We start from the raw sequence: 16,057 nt of genomic DNA on the forward strand, positions 1-16,057 counted from the left end.
GGCCCGTACGTGCACCGGACGCGCCTCGGCCACGCACCGGACGCCACCCGGCGCCCGCCCCGGCCGGGGGCCGACCCGGGACGCCACGTCTCCGGGAGAGAGGAGCGCCCGCATGGCGCAGCAGCAATCGCCGAAGCCGCAGCCCTTCGCGCTCGACCCCGCGCTGCAGGCGTGGTGCGCCGGGCTGCGCGCGTTCGCCGCGCGGCGGCTGCGCCCGCTGGCCGAGGCGGGCGAGCCCGGCCGGGTCAACCGGCCGCTCCTCGCCGCCCTCGGCGCCCCCGGTGACGACGGCGAACCCGGCCTGCTGAGCCGGGTGTTCCCCGCCGCCGGGCCGGTCTCTGCGCTCACGCTCTGCCTGCTGCGTGAGTCGCTGGCCCGTGAGTGCACCGAGGCCGAGACGGCGCTCGCGCTCCAGGGGCTCGGCGCGTACCCCGTCGTCCAGGCCGGGACACCCGAGCAGCGAGAGCGCTGGCTGCCGGAGGTGACCGCGGGCCGCGCGGTCGCCGCGTTCGCGCTGACCGAGCCGGAGGCGGGCTCCGACGCCGCGGCACTGCGGCTGGCCGCTGAGCCGGACGGGCCCGGCCGCTGGCGGCTGACCGGCGAGAAGAAGTGGATCTCCAACGCGCCGGAGGCCGATGTCGCCACCGTCTTCGCCCGCACCACGCCGGACGCCGGCGCCCGCGGCGTCACCGCCTTCCTCGTGCCCGCCGACCGCCCCGGGCTGACCGGCGAACCGCTCACCATGCTCAGCCCGCACCCCATCGGCACCCTGCGCTTCGACGGCGTCCCCGTCACCGCCGCCGACGTGCTCGGGGAGGTCGACGGCGGCTTCCGCACCGCCATGGCGACGCTCAACCTCTTCCGCCCCTCCGTCGGCGCGTTCGCCGTCGGCATGGCGCAGGCGGCGCTCGACGCGGCCCTGGACCACGCCGGCCGGCGGGAGGCGTTCGGCGGCCCGCTGAAGGATCTGCAGTCCGTCGGGCACACCCTGGCGGAGACGGCCACCCGCGTCGAGGCGGCCCGGCTGCTGGTGTACGCGGCGGCCTCGGCGTACGACGCGGGCGCGCCGGACGTCGCCCGGCGGGCGGCGATGGCGAAGCTGCTGGCGACGGAGACCGCGCAGGCGGCCGTCGACGCGGCGGTGCAGATCCACGGCGCCCGCGCGCTGGAGGCCGGGCATCTGCTGGAGCACCTGTACCGCGAGGTGCGCGCGCCGCGCATCTACGAGGGGGCGACGGAGGTGCAGCGGAGCATCATCGCCAGGGAGCTGTACCGCCGTTGACCCGAGGGCCTGCGGTCGCGGGCCACCGCCGCCGTACGCCCCTCCGCCCCGCAGGAACCACCGAAGGGACCCCCGCCGCCGTGTCCGTCCACCGCGTCAACCCCGCCGCCCTCGCCCGCCCCTCCGGCTTCAGCCACGCCGTCACCGCGACCGGCTCCACCCTCGTCTTCCTCGCCGGCCAGACCGCGCTCGACGGCGCCGGCCGGGTCGTCGGCGACACCCTCCCCGCCCAGTTCGAGCAGGCCCTCGGCAATCTCCTCACCGCGCTCGGCGCGTGCGCGGGGGAGCCCGCCCAGCTCACCCGCGTCACCGTCTACGCCACCGACCCCGAGGACTACCGCGCCCACGCCGCGGAACTGGGCCGCATCTGGCGCCGGCTGGCGGGCGACACGTACCCGGCGATGGCGCTCATCGGCGTCACCCGGCTCTGGGACACCGAGGCGCTGGTCGAGCTGGACGGCATCGCGGTGCTGCCGTGACGCCGGCGCGCAACCGCCGGGCAGGTCGCGGTCCTGCTACGAGACGGCCGCAGTGCGGCGACTGCACACGGCTACGAACTGGTGACCGGGCGGCATCGTAGGTAGATTCGTGCGCACCCCCAACCGCCGCACGCAGAACAGAGGTTACGCGCCGATGGCACACAGCCGGCCCGAGTTAGGCCGCTACGAGGCGCGCCTGCTGCTGTGGCTGCTGCGGGAATCCGGCCACCGTCCCGACGTGCCCGTGCGCACCGCCGCGTTCGGCCTGGAGCAGAACAAGCCCGCCCTCGGCGTCTCCGCCGTCATCTCCGCGCTGGCGGACCGCGGCCTGGTGGACGTCCACCAGTGGCCCGAACACGTCCCCGCCGACACCTCGCTCCGCCCCGCGGGCCACGAGCGTGCGCTGCGCCTGGAGCGCGAGCGCCGCGACCCCGGCGCCCGCCAGGCGTATGCCGAGGACGCGGTGCTGCGCTGGGCGTTCGAGCACCGCGGCGACGACGCGCTGCTGCTGCGCGACTTCTTCGTGGCCGACCACGTCTTCTTCCACGGCGACGCCCTCAGGGCCGACGAAGTCCTCGCCGCGGCCCGCTCGTTACGCGCGGCCGGTCTGCTCGGCCTCCTCGACGCCGGGCTCTCCGGCGACGTGGTGGCCGGGCAGGTCAAACTCACCGAACGCGGGCTGGACTGCGGCCACTCCGGCACCGGCCTCGCCGAGTTCCTGCGCCGCGAGCGCGACCGGCCGCCGCCGGCCGTCCACATCGGCAACGTCGAGGGCGACGTCCACGTCGTCAGCAACAGCACCGTCACCTTCGTCGGCAGGCTCGCCGACGAACTCGTCCACCGGGGCCCGGCGCTCGGCCTCGACGAGGAGCGGCTGCGGCTGCTGCTGCGGGATGCGACCGACATGCGCCGCGCGGCCGAGGAGGGGCGGCCGCGCCGGCTGCGGGCACTGTTCGAGCGGGTGCGTCACGAACTCGGCAGCGCCCCGGACACCACGGGCCGGCAGATGCTGCTCGAAACGGCACGACAACTCGGCGGCATGCTCGGGTAGCCGGGACGCCGTCGCGCAACGGGAGGGAAGGGGAGCTTGACCCTGTACGGACGTGACGCCGTGCTGCACGAACTCGTGCCCCGCATGGTGGGGCTGCACCACAGCAAGCGGAAGGCCATACGACAGGAGCCGCGCGGCGAGGTGCCCGCCGTGCTCCTCCACGGCGGCCACGGCAGCGGCCGCACCGCCGTGCTGGACGCGCTGCGCGAGGCGTACGCCGCCCGTGTGCCCGTCGCCGTCGTCGACTGCGCCGCCGTCCGCGACGACGACGCCGCCGTCTCCAACACCTCGCCCGTCGCCGAGCTGCTGACCGGCCTGGCCCGTGGCCTGAGCGGTCACTGCCCCGGCTTCGGCCGGCTGCGGCTGCCCCGGCTCCTCACCGGCCTGGTGGCCGTCAGCGCCTGGCACCGCGGCGAGCTGGACGAGCAGGCGTGCGCCCGCGAGCGCATCGAGGCGCTGCTCACCGACTGCGGGCTGGAGAAGGACCCGGAGCGGGCCCGCAACTGGCCCGGCGACGTCCTCGACCGCATCGGCGGCTGGGGCACCGACGAGCTGGGCCCGGTCGCCGCCGCGAGCGTCCACCTCTTCACCGACCGGTACCTCGGCTTCCGGGAGAACCGGGCGGTGCGCCAGTGGTACGACGGCCTGTCGGACGTGCCCACCTCGCAGCAGGACGACAACCACGTCCTCACCGCGCTGTGCCGCGCCTTCCACCTCGGCGAGGGCATGCAGCGCCGCATCGAGGTGCACCTGGTCGAGGCGCTGCTGGAGGATCTGCGCGCCGCGTACACGGGATGGCGGCACCTCAACGCCGCGCCCCGGCCGCTGGCCCTCCTCGACAACGTCCACACCCCCGCCGGCGCCGACCTGCTCGACCTGCTGCTCGCCCGGCGCGTCGCCGCCGGCGAGCGGCCCGACCCGCTCGTCGTGGTCGCCGCCGCCCTCGGCGAGCCGCGCGGCGACCGGTTCGCCGGCGCGGCCCGCTGGACCGCCGCGAACGTCCCCGGGCTGCGCGAGTGGCGCCGCGGCGGCGAGCCGGGCGACCCGGCCGCCGGGCTCGTCACCCTGCCGCTGCCGCCCCTGGACCCCGACGAGCTGCTGTCGATGATGCACGTCGGAGAGGAGCGGGCGGTCCGCCAGGAAGTGGCCCGCGCCGTGCACCGGTTCACCGGCGGCAGCCCGCTGGGCTGCCGGATCTTCTACGACGCCCTCGACGCCGCGCCGGATCCGGCTGCCATCGAGACCCACGAGCTGACCCGCTTGCGGCTCGCGGGGGAGCACGTCACGGAGCGGATGCTCGCCGCACTCGTCCCCGACGCGGCGCTGAGCGGATACCTCGTGCTGCTGTCCGTCGCGCACGACGCGGCCGCCGCCCGGGTGCTGGCCGGCGCGTATCTGACCCGCGACCACCAGATCGGCGCCGTCGAGGAGGTACGCAGCCACCTGCGCGCCGCACGGTGGCCGCAGACCGCCGGCCCGTTCGTGGCCGACGACTTCCTGCGCGCCGTGCTCGTCAACGAGCTGCGCCGCCGCCCGGCGGAGGCGACGAACCCGCCGCAGCCCTGGGCGGACCTGCACCGGCTGCTGCGCGGACACCACGAGGACCGCGGCGAGCACGCCACCGCCCGGCACCACGAGCTGGCCGCGGGCAGCCCCGGTGAACCCGCGCGCTGGCTCACCGCGGTTCTCCACCGCCCGGCGACGGACCGCTGGCTCGCCGACCTGTGGCACATCGCCACCGCCCCGCACCCGCCCGATCCCGCCTGGGCCGACGTGTGCCGGGCGACGGCGTCGGGCGAGCGGGACGACACGTTCGCCGGCACCGACTCCCTCGCCCGGTCCGTCAACCGGCTGCTGCACGCCGTGTGGTACGCCGCCGACCCGCTGTCCGTACCGGACGCGCACCTGTGCGCCCGGATCGGGCGGGAGCTGGACTTCCTGTCGTTCGAGCACCCCACGGGCGGCAGGGCGCTGTACTCCGCGTCGCAGGACTGGCCGGCGGCGCTCAAGGAACTACGCACGCCGGACTCGGCCGTGGGCCGCCGCGAGGGCGGCGAGGAGGGGAGGGGCCATGCCATTCCTTAGCCGGCCGCTGGGCCGCGCGGAGAAGGCGATCCTGGGGTTGCTGACCGTCGCGGCGATCACCGCGGCGACCGTGCTGGTGGTCCTCGGCCTCGGGGGCGAAGGGGACTGCGGCGACGGGCTCGTGGAGTCGGCGAACGGCGAGGAGTGCGTCGGCGTCGCCGACGCCACCGCCGAGTCGCCGGCCTTCGAGCCGGGCGCGGACGGGCCGGACGAGCGGATAGCGGAGCTCGTACGGCGGATCGGGCAGGAGAACACCAGGACGCGCGACCTGTGGGAGGAGCGGGAGGAGCCGTACGTGCGCATCGCGGTCATGCTGCCCTTCAACTCCACCGAGTCCAGCGCCATGACCCCTGAGGTCGTGGAGAACAGCATCGCCGGGGTGCTCACCGCACAGCTCGCGGCCAACCGCGGCGGCGAGGACCTCAACTACCAGCTGCTGCTGGCCAACGTCGGCAAGGACCTCTCGCAGTGGCGGCCGGCCGTCGAGGACCTCACCGCGCTCACCGCGAAGAGGGCACCGGCCGAGCAGGACTCCCCGCTCGTCGGGGTGATCGGCCTGCCCAACAGCGAGCAGGACACCGAGGACGCCGCCGTGGCCCTGTCGAAGGCGGACATCCCGGCCGTCAGCGGCGTACTCAGCTCGCCGCAGATCAGGGCCGACACCCTGTTCAAGACGGCGCCGTCCAACACCGAGTCCGTCGCCGCCCTCGCCGACTACCTCGAACAGCACCCGGGGCGGAACCCCGGCAAGCCCTCCGGCTACCTCGTCTGGGATTCGCGCGAGGAGGACGACTACGTCACCAACACCCGCGAGAACATGCGTGCGGTGTTCGGCGAGGAGTACCAGCTGGAGAACCGCAACTCGTCCTACGTCGGCATCATGGGCAACTACGAGGGCGCGCCGCGCCGCTTCTCCCCGGCCGCGCGGGGCATCTGCCGGCTGGAGGCCGACACGGTCTTCTACGCCGGCCGCGACTCCGATCTGCCGCACCTGATCACCCAGTTGTCCGACGAGCCGGAGTGCGACGACTTCGACGCCGAGATACGTATCCTGCGCGTGGCGACCGGTCTGCCGGACGGGCTGACGGGCAAGCGGGTGGGTGAGGACATGGCCGAGGCGCGGGTGGTCACGGTCGGCGCCTCGGCGACCGACGCGCCGTCGTGGCGGGCGGGCGAGGGGACGGGCGAGCGCTTCGTCACCTTCGCCGAGGGGTTCGCGAAGGTCAGCGGGCTGCCGGGCGAGGCACTGAACGACGGCTACGCGATCATGCACCACGACGCCTTCGTCGTCCTCGCGCAGGCCGTGTCCACCGCGCTGGAGGACCTGCGGCCGGACGGGGGCGACGAGTCGGACCGGCTGCCGTCCAAGCTCGACGTCTACAACACCGTCATCAACATGAAGGTGGTCTCGGGCGGTGACCCCTGCCAGGAGTGCGTGCGCGGTGCCAGCGGGATGTTCGGCTTCGACGTGGAGAAGGACAACTGGCCGGTGTGCAAGCCGGTTCCGATCATCGAGTACCCGCGCCCGGAGGGCGCGGACCGGCCGCGGCTCTACCGGACGTTCCAGGGCCCGGACGGCACGTGCCCGGCCTGACGAGGGCGTACCGGGGGAGACGGCGGCGTACCAGGGCGTACGACGGGACGGACGATGACGTACGACGCGAAAGGTGACCGCACTTCATGAACCTCTTACCCGGCGACGACGGGCCCGAGATGGACCTGCACACCGACCGCCCGCACTCCGCGCGGGTCTACGACTACCTCCTCGGCGGCAAGGACAACTACGCCCCCGACCGCGCCGCGGGCGACGCCTCGGTGCGGGCCTGGCCCAGCCTGCCGACCTCCATGAAGCAGACCCGGGTGTTCATGCACCGGGTCACCAGGACGCTGGCCCGCGACTACGGCGTACGGCAGTTCCTGGACATCGGCACCGGCATACCGACGTCGCCGAACCTCCACGAGGTGGCCCAGGAGGTCGCCCCGGAGTGCCGGGTGGTGTACGTGGACAACGACCCCATCGTCCTCGCCCACGCCCGCGCGCTGCTGCAGAGCACCAAGCAGGGCAGGACCGGCTACATCCAGGCCGACCTGCGCGATCCCGGGTCCATCCTCGGCGACCCCCAACTGCGCAGGGTGCTCGACCTCGACCGGCCCGTCGCGCTGTCGCTCATCGCCATCGTCCACTTCATCCTCGACGAGGACGACCCGCAGGGCATCGTCGCGCGGCTGCTGCGCGCGCTGGCGCCGGGCAGCTTCCTGGCGCTGACCGTCTTCACCGGCGACACCGACCCGGAACGCGTCGCGGGCGTCGGCCGCGAGTACAACGCGCGCGGCATCCCGCTGCAGATCCGCGACCGCGCCGAGGCGGAGCGGTTCTTCGCGGGCCTGGAGCCGATCGACCCGGGTGTGACGCTGGTCCACCACTGGCGGCCCGACGGCATCGGCGCGTCGGTGCCGAACTCGCACATCGCGATGTACGGCGGCGTGGCCCGCAAACCGGACTGACCCGTAAGCCGCGCCGGCCCGGGTACGCGACACGGGTGGGCACCCCGGCGGAGCCATGGAGTAAGGTTTATCTCGACATCGAGATATCTGCCGAAGGTGCCACCCTCAAGTCGCCCCGCTTCGGACGTAGCGGCAGGATTGCGGTGGAACGCGAATGACGAAGGAGACTGTCGTGTCGGCGAACAGCTTCGACGCCCGCAGCACGCTGCAGGTGGGCGGCGAGTCGTACGAGATCTTCCGGCTGGACAAGGTGACCGGTGCCGCCCGGCTGCCGTACAGCCTGAAGGTGCTGCTGGAGAACCTGCTCCGCACCGAGGACGGCGCGAACATCACCGCCGACCACATCCGGGCCCTGGGCGGCTGGGACTCCCAGGCGCAGCCGAGCCGGGAGATCCAGTTCACGCCGGCCCGCGTGATCATGCAGGACTTCACCGGCGTCCCCTGCGTCGTCGACCTCGCCACCATGCGCGAGGCCGTCAAGGACCTGGGCGGCGACGCCGCCCGGATCAACCCGCTGGCCCCGGCCGAGCTGGTCATCGACCACTCCGTGATCGCCGACAAGTTCGGCACTCCGGACTCCTTCCAGGTCAACGTGGAGCTGGAGTACGGGCGCAACCGCGAGCGCTACCAGTTCCTGCGCTGGGGCCAGACCGCGTTCGACGAGTTCAAGGTCGTCCCGCCCGGCACCGGCATCGTGCACCAGGTGAACATCGAGCACCTGGCCCGCGTCGTCATGGTCCGCGACGGCAAGGCGTACCCCGACACCCTCGTCGGCACCGACAGCCACACCACCATGGTCAACGGTCTCGGCGTGCTCGGCTGGGGCGTCGGCGGCATCGAGGCCGAGGCGGCGATGCTCGGCCAGCCCGTCTCGATGCTCATCCCGCGCGTCGTCGGCTTCAAGCTCACCGGCGAGCTGCCCACCGGCACCACCGCCACCGACCTGGTGCTGACCATCACCGAGATGCTGCGCAAGCACGGCGTCGTCGGCAAGTTCGTCGAGTTCTACGGCGCCGGCGTCTCCCAGATCCCGCTGGCCAACCGGGCGACGATCGGCAACATGTCGCCGGAGTTCGGCTCCACCGCCGCGATCTTCCCGATCGACGCCGAGACCCTCACGTACCTGAAGCTCACCGGCCGCGACGCGCAGCAGCTCGCCCTGGTCGAGGAGTACGCCAAGGCCCAGGGCCTGTGGCACGACCCGGCGCACGAGCCGGAGTACTCCGAGTACCTGGAGCTGGACCTCGCCACGGTGGTGCCGTCGCTCGCCGGGCCGAAGCGCCCGCAGGACCGCATCGAGCTGTCGAAGGCCGCCGAGCAGTTCCGCCTCGACGTGCGCAACTACGTCGAGGACGCCGACGAGCCGGGCAAGGAGTCCTTCCCCGCCTCCGACGCCCCCGCCTCCTCCAACGGCGTACCGACCCGCGTCACCCCGGTGACCGCGCCCGACGGCACGACGTACGAGATCGACCACGGCGCCGTCACCGTGGCTGCCATCACCTCCTGCACCAACACCTCCAACCCGTCCGTCATGGTCGGCGCGGCGCTGCTGGCGAAGAAGGCGGTGGAGAAGGGCCTGACCCGCAAGCCGTGGGTGAAGACCACGCTCGCACCGGGCTCCAAGGTCGTCATGGACTACTACGACCGGGCCGGCCTCACCCCGTACCTGGACAAGCTCGGCTTCAACCTCGTCGGCTACGGCTGCACCACCTGCATCGGCAACTCCGGACCGCTGCCGGAGGAGATCTCCAAGGCCGTCAACGAGCACGACCTGGCCGTCACCTCGGTGCTCTCCGGCAACCGGAACTTCGAGGGCCGGATCAACCCCGACGTGAAGATGAACTACCTGGCGTCGCCGCCGCTGGTCGTCGCGTACGCGCTCGCGGGCACCATGAAGACCGACATCACCCGCGAGCCGCTGGGCACGGACAAGGAGGGCAAGCCGGTCTACCTGAAGGACATCTGGCCCAGCGAGCAGGAGGTCGAGCAGGTCGTCGCCGCCGCGATCGGCGAGGAGATGTTCACCGAGTCGTACCAGGACGTCTTCGCCGGTGACGCGCAGTGGCAGGCGCTGCCGATCCCGACGGGCGACACCTTCGCCTGGGACGCCGAGTCCACCTACGTGCGCAAGCCCCCGTACTTCGACGGCATGGGCATGGACCCGGCGCCGGTCGAGGACATCGCGGGCGCCCGGGTGCTGGCCCTGCTCGGCGACTCGGTCACCACCGACCACATCTCGCCGGCCGGTGCCATCAAGGCCGACACCCCGGCGGGCCAGTACCTCACCGAGCACGGCGTGACCCGCCGCGACTTCAACAGCTACGGCTCCCGCCGCGGCAACCACGAGGTCATGATCCGCGGCACCTTCGCCAACATCCGGCTGCGCAACCAGATCGCCCCGGGCACCGAGGGCGGCTACACCCGCGACTTCACCCGAGCGGACGCGCCGGTCTCCTTCATCTACGACGCGGCCCAGAACTACGCCGCGGCCGGCACCCCGCTGGTGGTGCTGGCGGGCAAGGAGTACGGCTCCGGCTCGTCGCGCGACTGGGCCGCCAAGGGCACGGCGCTGCTCGGCGTCCGCGCGGTGATCGCCGAGTCGTACGAGCGCATCCACCGCTCGAACCTCATCGGCATGGGCGTCCTGCCGCTGCAGTTCCCCGCGGGCGCCTCGGCGCAGTCGCTGGGCCTGACGGGGGAGGAGACCTTCGGCTTCACCGGCATCACGGCCCTGAACGACGGTGCCGTCCCGGAGACGGTCAAGGTGACCACGGACACCGGCGTGGAGTTCGACGCGGTGGTACGGATCGACACCCCCGGCGAGGCGGACTACTACCGCAACGGCGGCATCCTCCAGTACGTCCTCCGCTCCCTCATCCGCGACTGACCGCGACCGGCCCCGAACAAACCCGGCCCCGCGCCCTCCCACCGGGAGGACGCGGGGCCCTTTTGCCGGCCTGTGCGGCGGACGGGTCCGAACGGGTGGGACCGGCTGCCGCGGACGGTGTTCCCGGGGCGCCGGGCGGGGGCTCCAAAAGGCTGGACCAATGGCGGTCGGGGGGTTGCGCGGCGGGTGGTCCGGCCGACCGGGTGCGGGTCGGCCTCGGGTGCGTTTCCCGCAGGTCTCAAGTCGGGAAATACTCTTGGTGAACCTTGTATTCGATCTTGATTAGGCGGCGCCGAGTGGACTATACCTGTCCGCACCCGGCGGCTCCCCCACCCTCCGGCGCACCACCCTGCACCACTCACGTAACACATGACCGCGGTAATCGGCTCCTGCACCATGAGGCACATCCCCACGGGGGACCGGTACACCGCCTGAGTCCTGGAGAGAGTGAGGACTTGAGCATGGGATCCAACTCGCATGTCGGTCGCCGCGATCTGATCAAGCGGGCCGTTGCACTCGGCCTGATCTCCGTCCCCACCGTCAGTGCTCTGTCGGCGTGTGCCAGCGGTGGCGACGACGACAGCGACGGCGGTGCGAAGGGCGACAAGACCGACAAGAACCCGCTCGGTGTGGACAAGAACGCCGAACTCGAAGTACTGATGTTCGACGGTGGTTTCGGCACGAAGTACGTCGACGACGACGCCACCGCGTACCAGAAGAACTTCGGCAAGGTGAAGACCGGCTCGACGGAGAAGATCCAGTCGAAGGTCCAGGGCCGCATGGCGGCCGGCGACCCGCCCGACCTCATCAACAACTCGGGCGACGAGGCCATGGACGTGCCCGCGCTCATCACGCAGGGGCAGCTCGCGGACCTCACCCCGCTGCTCGACGCCCCGTCCATCGACGACCCGAACAAGACGGTCCGCGACACCCTGCGCGACGGCACCGTCGAGATGGGCCAGTACGGTGACGAGAAGGTCTACCGGATGAACATCGCCTATTCGGTGTTCGGGCTCTGGTACTCGCAGAAGCTGCTGGACGACAACGGCTGGGAGTACCCGAAGACCTGGGACGACATGCTCGCCATCTGCGCCGACGCGAAGAAGCAGAACATCGCCGGCTTCGCGTACACCGGCGTCTACCCCCAGTACCTCGGCTTCAGCATGCTGCCGATGATCGGCAAGGTCGGCGGCGTCGAGGTGCTCGACGCGATCGACAACCTCGAACCCAACGCCTGGAAGCACGACGCCGTCAAGGGCGTCATGGAGGCGCACTACGAGCTGTACGACAAGGGCTACGTACTGAAGAACTCGCCCGGCAAGACCCACACCGACGTCCAGACCGACTGGACCGAGCGTGGCAACTGCATCTTCATCCCGAACGGCTCGTGGGTGGAGAACGAGTCCAAGGACACCACGCCCCCCGACTTCCAGATGGCGGTCGCCCCGTCGCCGAACCTCGACAGCTCCGACGCGATGCCGTTCGAGACCATCTGGGCGCAGGCGGGCGAGCCCTTCATCGTGCCGGCGAAGGGCAAGAACTCCGTGGGCGCCATGGAGTTCCTGCGGAACATGCTGAGCAAGAAGTCCGCGGCGGGCTTCACCGAGCTGGTGTCGTCGCTGGCCTGCGTCGAGGGCTCCGAGGAGGGCCTCCAGCTCGGCACCGGGCTGACCACCGCCGTCGGGCTCCTCGACGGCGCCGGTGAGAACTTCCTCAACCCCCGGTTCCCCGACTGGTATCCGACCCCGTACCGGGAGAAGATCGTCTTCGTCTGGGGCGACATGATGAAGGGCGGCATCAAGCCCGCCGAGGCCATCGACAAGATCCAGGGCATCGCCGACGAGACGGCCCAGGACGACAGCATCAAGAAGTACAAGCACTGAATCGGCGGATCCAGTCGGTGAGCGAGCGAGATGGGGGCGCCGGAATGACGGACGACGGCCTTGCCGCGACGAAAGTCGGGGAGCCCGGTGAAGCCGCGCGGCGGCCGGTGCCGGAGAAACCGCGGACAACGAGCTTCCGCAGCTCTCCGCGGTACCGGACCTACCTCAAGTACCGCTTCGTCACGGGATTCCTCATCGTCCCCCTCGGGCTGTACGCGGTGTTCGTCATCTCGCCGTTCATCCAGACCTTCTACTACTCGCTCACCGACTGGACCGGAGTCAGCAGTGACTTCAACATGGTGGGGTTCGAGAACTACTCCAGGCTGCTGGACGACTCGACCTTCTGGGCCGCCGTCCGCAACAACCTGATCCTCGCCCTCGCCGTCCCGTTCGTGACGCTCAGCCTCGGGCTGTTCTTCGCCTTCATGGTCACCGTCGGCGGCCGGCACAAGAAGGGCGAGGCGGTCTCCGGGGTCCGCGGCGCCAAGACGTACAAGATCGTGTACTTCTTTCCGCAGGCCCTGTCCATCGCGGTGATCGCGGCGCTGTGGGGCTACATCTTCAAGCCCGACGTCGGCCTGCTCGACCCCGTCCTGCCCGAGGCGCTGTCGCCGAACGGCGGTTGGCTGGCGGACTCGAGTTTCGCCCTGTGGGCAGTGATGATCGTGATGTGCTGGGCCATGGTCGGATTCTTCGTGGTCCTGTTCTCCGCGGCCATCGGGCAGATCCCCACGGAGATCTACGAATCCGCCCTGCTGGACGGCGCCAGCCGGGCGGTGACCTTCTTCCGCATCACCCTGCCGCTCATCCGCGACACCGTGCAGACCGGCTGGGTGTACATGGGGATCATGGCGCTCGGCGCGGAGTCGTTCGCCGTCGTCAACATCATCACCCAGGGACCGGGCGGACCCGACGACTCCACCATGGTGCTCGGCGTCTACCTCTGGAACACCGGCTTCGGCCAGTTGCAGGCCGGCCGGGGCGCGGCGATGGGCGTCGCGCTGTTCATCCTCACCATGATCCTCGCCGTGGCCGCGCTGTCCGTGGGCCGCCGCCGCGACCGCATCGAGTACTGAGCATCGAGTGCAGAGCACGATCCGGAAGGCCAGGTCATGACCACTGCGGAACCCACCGACCGCCCCGCCGCGCTCGACAAGGCGGACGTGGCGGACGACACGTCGCGGTCGCCGCTGCTGGAGCCGCGGAAGAAGATCGAAGGCGCCGTACTCAACGTCTTCTCCCACGGCTTCCTTATCCTGTGGACCGTGCTGGCCGCGGGCCCGCTGGTGTGGGCCCTGATGAACGCCCTGAAGGACTCGGGCGACATCCTGGCCAACCCGTGGGCGCTGCCCAGCAGCATCGACTGGGCGAACTGGTCCAACGCCTGGAGCCGGGCGCGCATCGGCCGGTACGCCGCCAACTCCCTCCTCATCGTGGCCATCTCCGTGCCGCTGACCATGCTCTTCGGGTCGATGGCCGCGTACGTGCTCGCCCGGTTCGACTTCAAGGGCGCGCGCATCGTCTACTTCACCTTCGTCGGCGGCATGGCGTTCCCCGTGGTGATGGCGCTCGTGCCGCTGTTCTTCGTCATGAAGAACCTCTCCCTGCTCGACACCCGGCACGGGCTGATCATGGTGTACATCGCGTACTCCATGCCGTTCACGATCTTCTTCATGACCACGTTCTTCCGCACCCTGCCCTCGTCGGTCTCCGAGGCCGCGGAGATCGACGGGGCCTCCCACACCCGGATCTTCTTCCAGGTGATGCTGCCCATGGCGAAACCCGGCCTGATCAGCGTGGGCATCTTCAACTTCCTCGGGCACTGGAACCAGTACGTGCTGCCCTTCGCGCTCAACCAGGGCGACGAGGACGACTACGTGCTCACCCAGGGCATCGGACTGCTCTTCGCCCAGGCCGGCTACCGCTCCGACTACGGCAGGCTCTTCGCGGGACTGGTGATGGCGGCGCTGCCGATCCTGATCGTGTACATCATCTTCCAGCGCCAGGTGCAGTCCGGGCTCACCGCGGGCGCGGTGAAGTAGGCCGCCGTGGTCCAGGGCGCGGGGCCGTAGGACGCGCCGGGCGGCCGGTGCGGGTCCACCGCACCGGCCGCCGCGCGGCGCTCAGCGTACGACCGTCTGGATCTCCTTGACGGTCACGTCGTACGTGCCGGAGGACATCCCCTCGGGCAGTTGCGGGTCGCCCGGCTCCGGCGGGCCGTCCGGGTTCGCCGAGGCGGTCCAGTGGACCTCCCAGGTGAGCGACGCCTCCAGCGGGTAGGTGCCCTCGCCTGAGGACTTGCGGTACGTCACGTTGCAGCCGGCGTCCTCCGTGTCGACGTCGTACCCGCCCGCGCCGCCGCTGAGGCCGTAGGTGCACGAGTCCGGCTCCGCGTACTCGGTGCCGGCGTCGATCCGCAGCTCCTTGGGCGTGGCCACGGTGGTGGCGGCGTACTCCACGCCGAGGAGGTTGATGCTGGCGGTGGTCGACACCCGCTGAAGCCCGGTGTCGCTCTGGAACGTGGCGTGCACCGGCAGGTTGACCTTCTGGAGCGCGAGGTCCGGCTTCAGCCTCACCGGCGGGGCGGGCAGCCTGGTCGCGTTGTAGGCGATCTCCGCGAGCATCTCGGGGCTGATGCTCACGCCGTCCTCCGGCACGTCCCCCTCGTCCACCCAGAAGGGGTTGCCCTGGAGGATGTCACACGCCTGGAACGCCTCTTCCCTGCCCATGTCCCGGTTGTAGACGACGGCCCACCAGGCGCCGTCCTTGTCCTTGTTCCACTCCTTGTCCTCCCACTCCTGGATCCAGTCGGCCTGCGCGCTCTCCGAGTGCGTCCAGGTGCCGGGCCCCCACTCCGCCATCTCCTCGGAGGTCATCACCGGCTCGTTCCAGCAGGGCGGGGGAGTCCAGTTGCCCTGGACGGGGGTCATCGGCGGGGCGGAGGGGTCGCCGCCGGTGGAGGTGGTCTTCACCTGGCTGGTCCACGCGCCGATGCCGTCGCCGCCGTCCGACTCGCCGCCCCCGCCGGTGCCCCAGCCGCCGCCCTGCGCGTACGCGGGCTGCGTCGTGGCCAGCATCATCGCGGTCACCCCGACCGCCGCCGCGAGGCCCATCCCCGAGCGGCGTACGACCGCCCCGCTCCCCGATCTCACCGACACGTTCCGTCCCCTTCCGTCCAGTCGGACTCGGCCACCGTCCAGGTGCCGTCGTCCGTGCGCGTGAGCGTCTGCCGGTACAGCCGCATCACCGCGGCGTTCTCGCCGCCCTCCGCGCCCACGCTCTTGCCGGTCTCCGCGTCGACGACGTAGCCGTCGCTCTGGTCCTCGCAGAACACGACCAGCGCGCTGCCGTCCTTGACCTGCTTGACCTCGCGGTCGAAGTACCGCCCGGTACCCGCGATGCGCTGCCCCTCGTCGGCGAAGCGCTCGAAGTCCTGCACGTAGGTCGTGTAGGCCGGATCCTGCCAGTACCGCTCGAAGTTGGCCGTGGCCTTCTGCTGCCCGTAGCTCTCCACCATGGCGCTGAGCGCGTAGCCCTGGTCGCGCAGCACCGCGTCCTTCTTCTCGTCGCCGGTGTCCGCGGGCTCCACGTCGGCCTTGAGGTCGTCGGGAAAGTCGAAGACGGGGGCGTCCGGGTCCTCTTCCGCGGGGGCGGTGGGGGATACGGAGTTGTTCTTCTCCGCGCCGACGATCTCGTCTCCGCCACCGTCGTCGGAGCCCCCGCAGGCGGTGAGCAGCAGCGCCGCGCCGAGGGCTGTGGCCGTCACCCGGCCGAGGGTGCGGTGCCGCATCGATGACCAACTCCCAGCGTCGTCAGGCTGACTGCGGCAGGGAGCGGTCCGGTCGGGGCTCGGAGAATCCGGTCTCACGAGCGGTCGTGCGTCCC

12 protein-coding genes are annotated in these 16,057 nt (G+C 71.4%); 10 read left to right on the forward strand and 2 right to left on the reverse strand.

The features are described from left to right. Positions 1-112: 112 nt before the first annotated feature. The 10 genes from ABGA99_RS01425 to ABGA99_RS01470 all read left to right on the forward strand — a co-directional run bounded on the left by ABGA99_RS01425 (position 113) and on the right by ABGA99_RS01470 (position 14,214). On the forward strand, positions 113-1,282 hold the full coding sequence (locus ABGA99_RS01425) for an acyl-CoA dehydrogenase family protein (RefSeq protein WP_347576086.1): 1,170 nt from the start codon (positions 113-115) through the stop codon (positions 1,280-1,282). A gap of 80 nt (positions 1,283-1,362) precedes the next feature. Beyond that, positions 1,363-1,761, forward strand: coding sequence for a RidA family protein (locus ABGA99_RS01430; protein ID WP_347576085.1), 399 nt, complete (start codon positions 1,363-1,365; stop codon positions 1,759-1,761). Positions 1,762-1,915: 154 nt separating this feature from the next. Then, positions 1,916-2,812, forward strand: a complete 897-nt coding sequence (locus ABGA99_RS01435) for a hypothetical protein (RefSeq protein ID WP_347576084.1) — start codon at positions 1,916-1,918, stop codon at positions 2,810-2,812. A gap of 36 nt (positions 2,813-2,848) precedes the next feature. After that, positions 2,849-4,897 (forward strand): ATP-binding protein, encoded by a 2,049-nt coding sequence (locus ABGA99_RS01440; protein WP_347576083.1) that lies wholly within the window; start codon positions 2,849-2,851, stop codon positions 4,895-4,897. Continuing rightward, entirely contained in the window at positions 4,884-6,491 is a 1,608-nt protein-coding gene (locus ABGA99_RS01445; protein ID WP_347576082.1) for a hypothetical protein, read from the forward strand. Before ABGA99_RS01440 ends, ABGA99_RS01445 begins: the two co-directional genes overlap by 14 nt. A gap of 86 nt (positions 6,492-6,577) precedes the next feature. Next, positions 6,578-7,402 carry an SAM-dependent methyltransferase gene (locus ABGA99_RS01450; protein ID WP_347576081.1) on the forward strand — a complete coding sequence of 275 codons (825 nt, stop codon included), beginning with the start codon at positions 6,578-6,580 and terminating at the stop codon, positions 7,400-7,402. 172 nt (positions 7,403-7,574) lie between these two features. After that, positions 7,575-10,289, forward strand: a complete 2,715-nt coding sequence (gene acnA, locus ABGA99_RS01455) for an aconitate hydratase AcnA (protein WP_347576137.1) — start codon at positions 7,575-7,577, stop codon at positions 10,287-10,289. A gap of 461 nt (positions 10,290-10,750) precedes the next feature. Beyond that, entirely contained in the window at positions 10,751-12,172 is a 1,422-nt protein-coding gene (ngcE, locus tag ABGA99_RS01460) for an N-acetylglucosamine/diacetylchitobiose ABC transporter substrate-binding protein (protein ID WP_347581985.1), read from the forward strand. Between the two features lie 44 nt (positions 12,173-12,216). Continuing rightward, positions 12,217-13,248, forward strand: coding sequence for a sugar ABC transporter permease (locus ABGA99_RS01465; protein WP_347581986.1), 1,032 nt, complete (start codon positions 12,217-12,219; stop codon positions 13,246-13,248). Positions 13,249-13,284: 36 nt separating this feature from the next. Continuing rightward, entirely contained in the window at positions 13,285-14,214 is a 930-nt protein-coding gene (locus tag ABGA99_RS01470; protein ID WP_347581987.1) for a carbohydrate ABC transporter permease, read from the forward strand. Positions 14,215-14,295: 81 nt separating this feature from the next. Here the strand turns inward: ABGA99_RS01470 and ABGA99_RS01475 are convergent, their stop codons facing one another. Together ABGA99_RS01475 and ABGA99_RS01480 are read right to left on the reverse strand one after the other, a co-directional pair. Beyond that, positions 14,296-15,330, reverse strand: coding sequence for a hypothetical protein (locus tag ABGA99_RS01475; protein WP_347581988.1), 1,035 nt, complete (start codon positions 15,328-15,330; stop codon positions 14,296-14,298). Next, positions 15,321-15,938: a hypothetical protein gene (locus ABGA99_RS01480; protein ID WP_347581989.1), complete on the reverse strand. Its 618-nt coding sequence runs from the start codon at positions 15,936-15,938 to the stop codon at positions 15,321-15,323. Before ABGA99_RS01480 ends, ABGA99_RS01475 begins: the two co-directional genes overlap by 10 nt. Between the last annotated feature and the right edge of the window lie 119 nt (positions 15,939-16,057).

Origin of the sequence: Streptomyces sp. B5E4, from assembly GCF_039871555.1 — a bacterium.
Lineage (GTDB): Bacteria > Actinomycetota > Actinomycetes > Streptomycetales > Streptomycetaceae > Streptomyces.

Coding starts and splice junctions, on each gene's coding strand:
- ABGA99_RS01435 (WP_347576084.1), top strand. CDS start 1,916: ATGGCACACAGCCGGCCCGAGTTAGGCCGCTACGAGGCGCGCCTGCTG.
- ABGA99_RS01465 (WP_347581986.1), top strand. CDS start 12,217: ATGACGGACGACGGCCTTGCCGCGACGAAAGTCGGGGAGCCCGGTGAA.
- ABGA99_RS01445 (WP_347576082.1), top strand. CDS start 4,884: ATGCCATTCCTTAGCCGGCCGCTGGGCCGCGCGGAGAAGGCGATCCTG.
- ABGA99_RS01470 (WP_347581987.1), top strand. CDS start 13,285: ATGACCACTGCGGAACCCACCGACCGCCCCGCCGCGCTCGACAAGGCG.
- ABGA99_RS01425 (WP_347576086.1), top strand. CDS start 113: ATGGCGCAGCAGCAATCGCCGAAGCCGCAGCCCTTCGCGCTCGACCCC.
- ngcE (WP_347581985.1), top strand. CDS start 10,751: ATGGGATCCAACTCGCATGTCGGTCGCCGCGATCTGATCAAGCGGGCC.
- ABGA99_RS01450 (WP_347576081.1), top strand. CDS start 6,578: ATGAACCTCTTACCCGGCGACGACGGGCCCGAGATGGACCTGCACACC.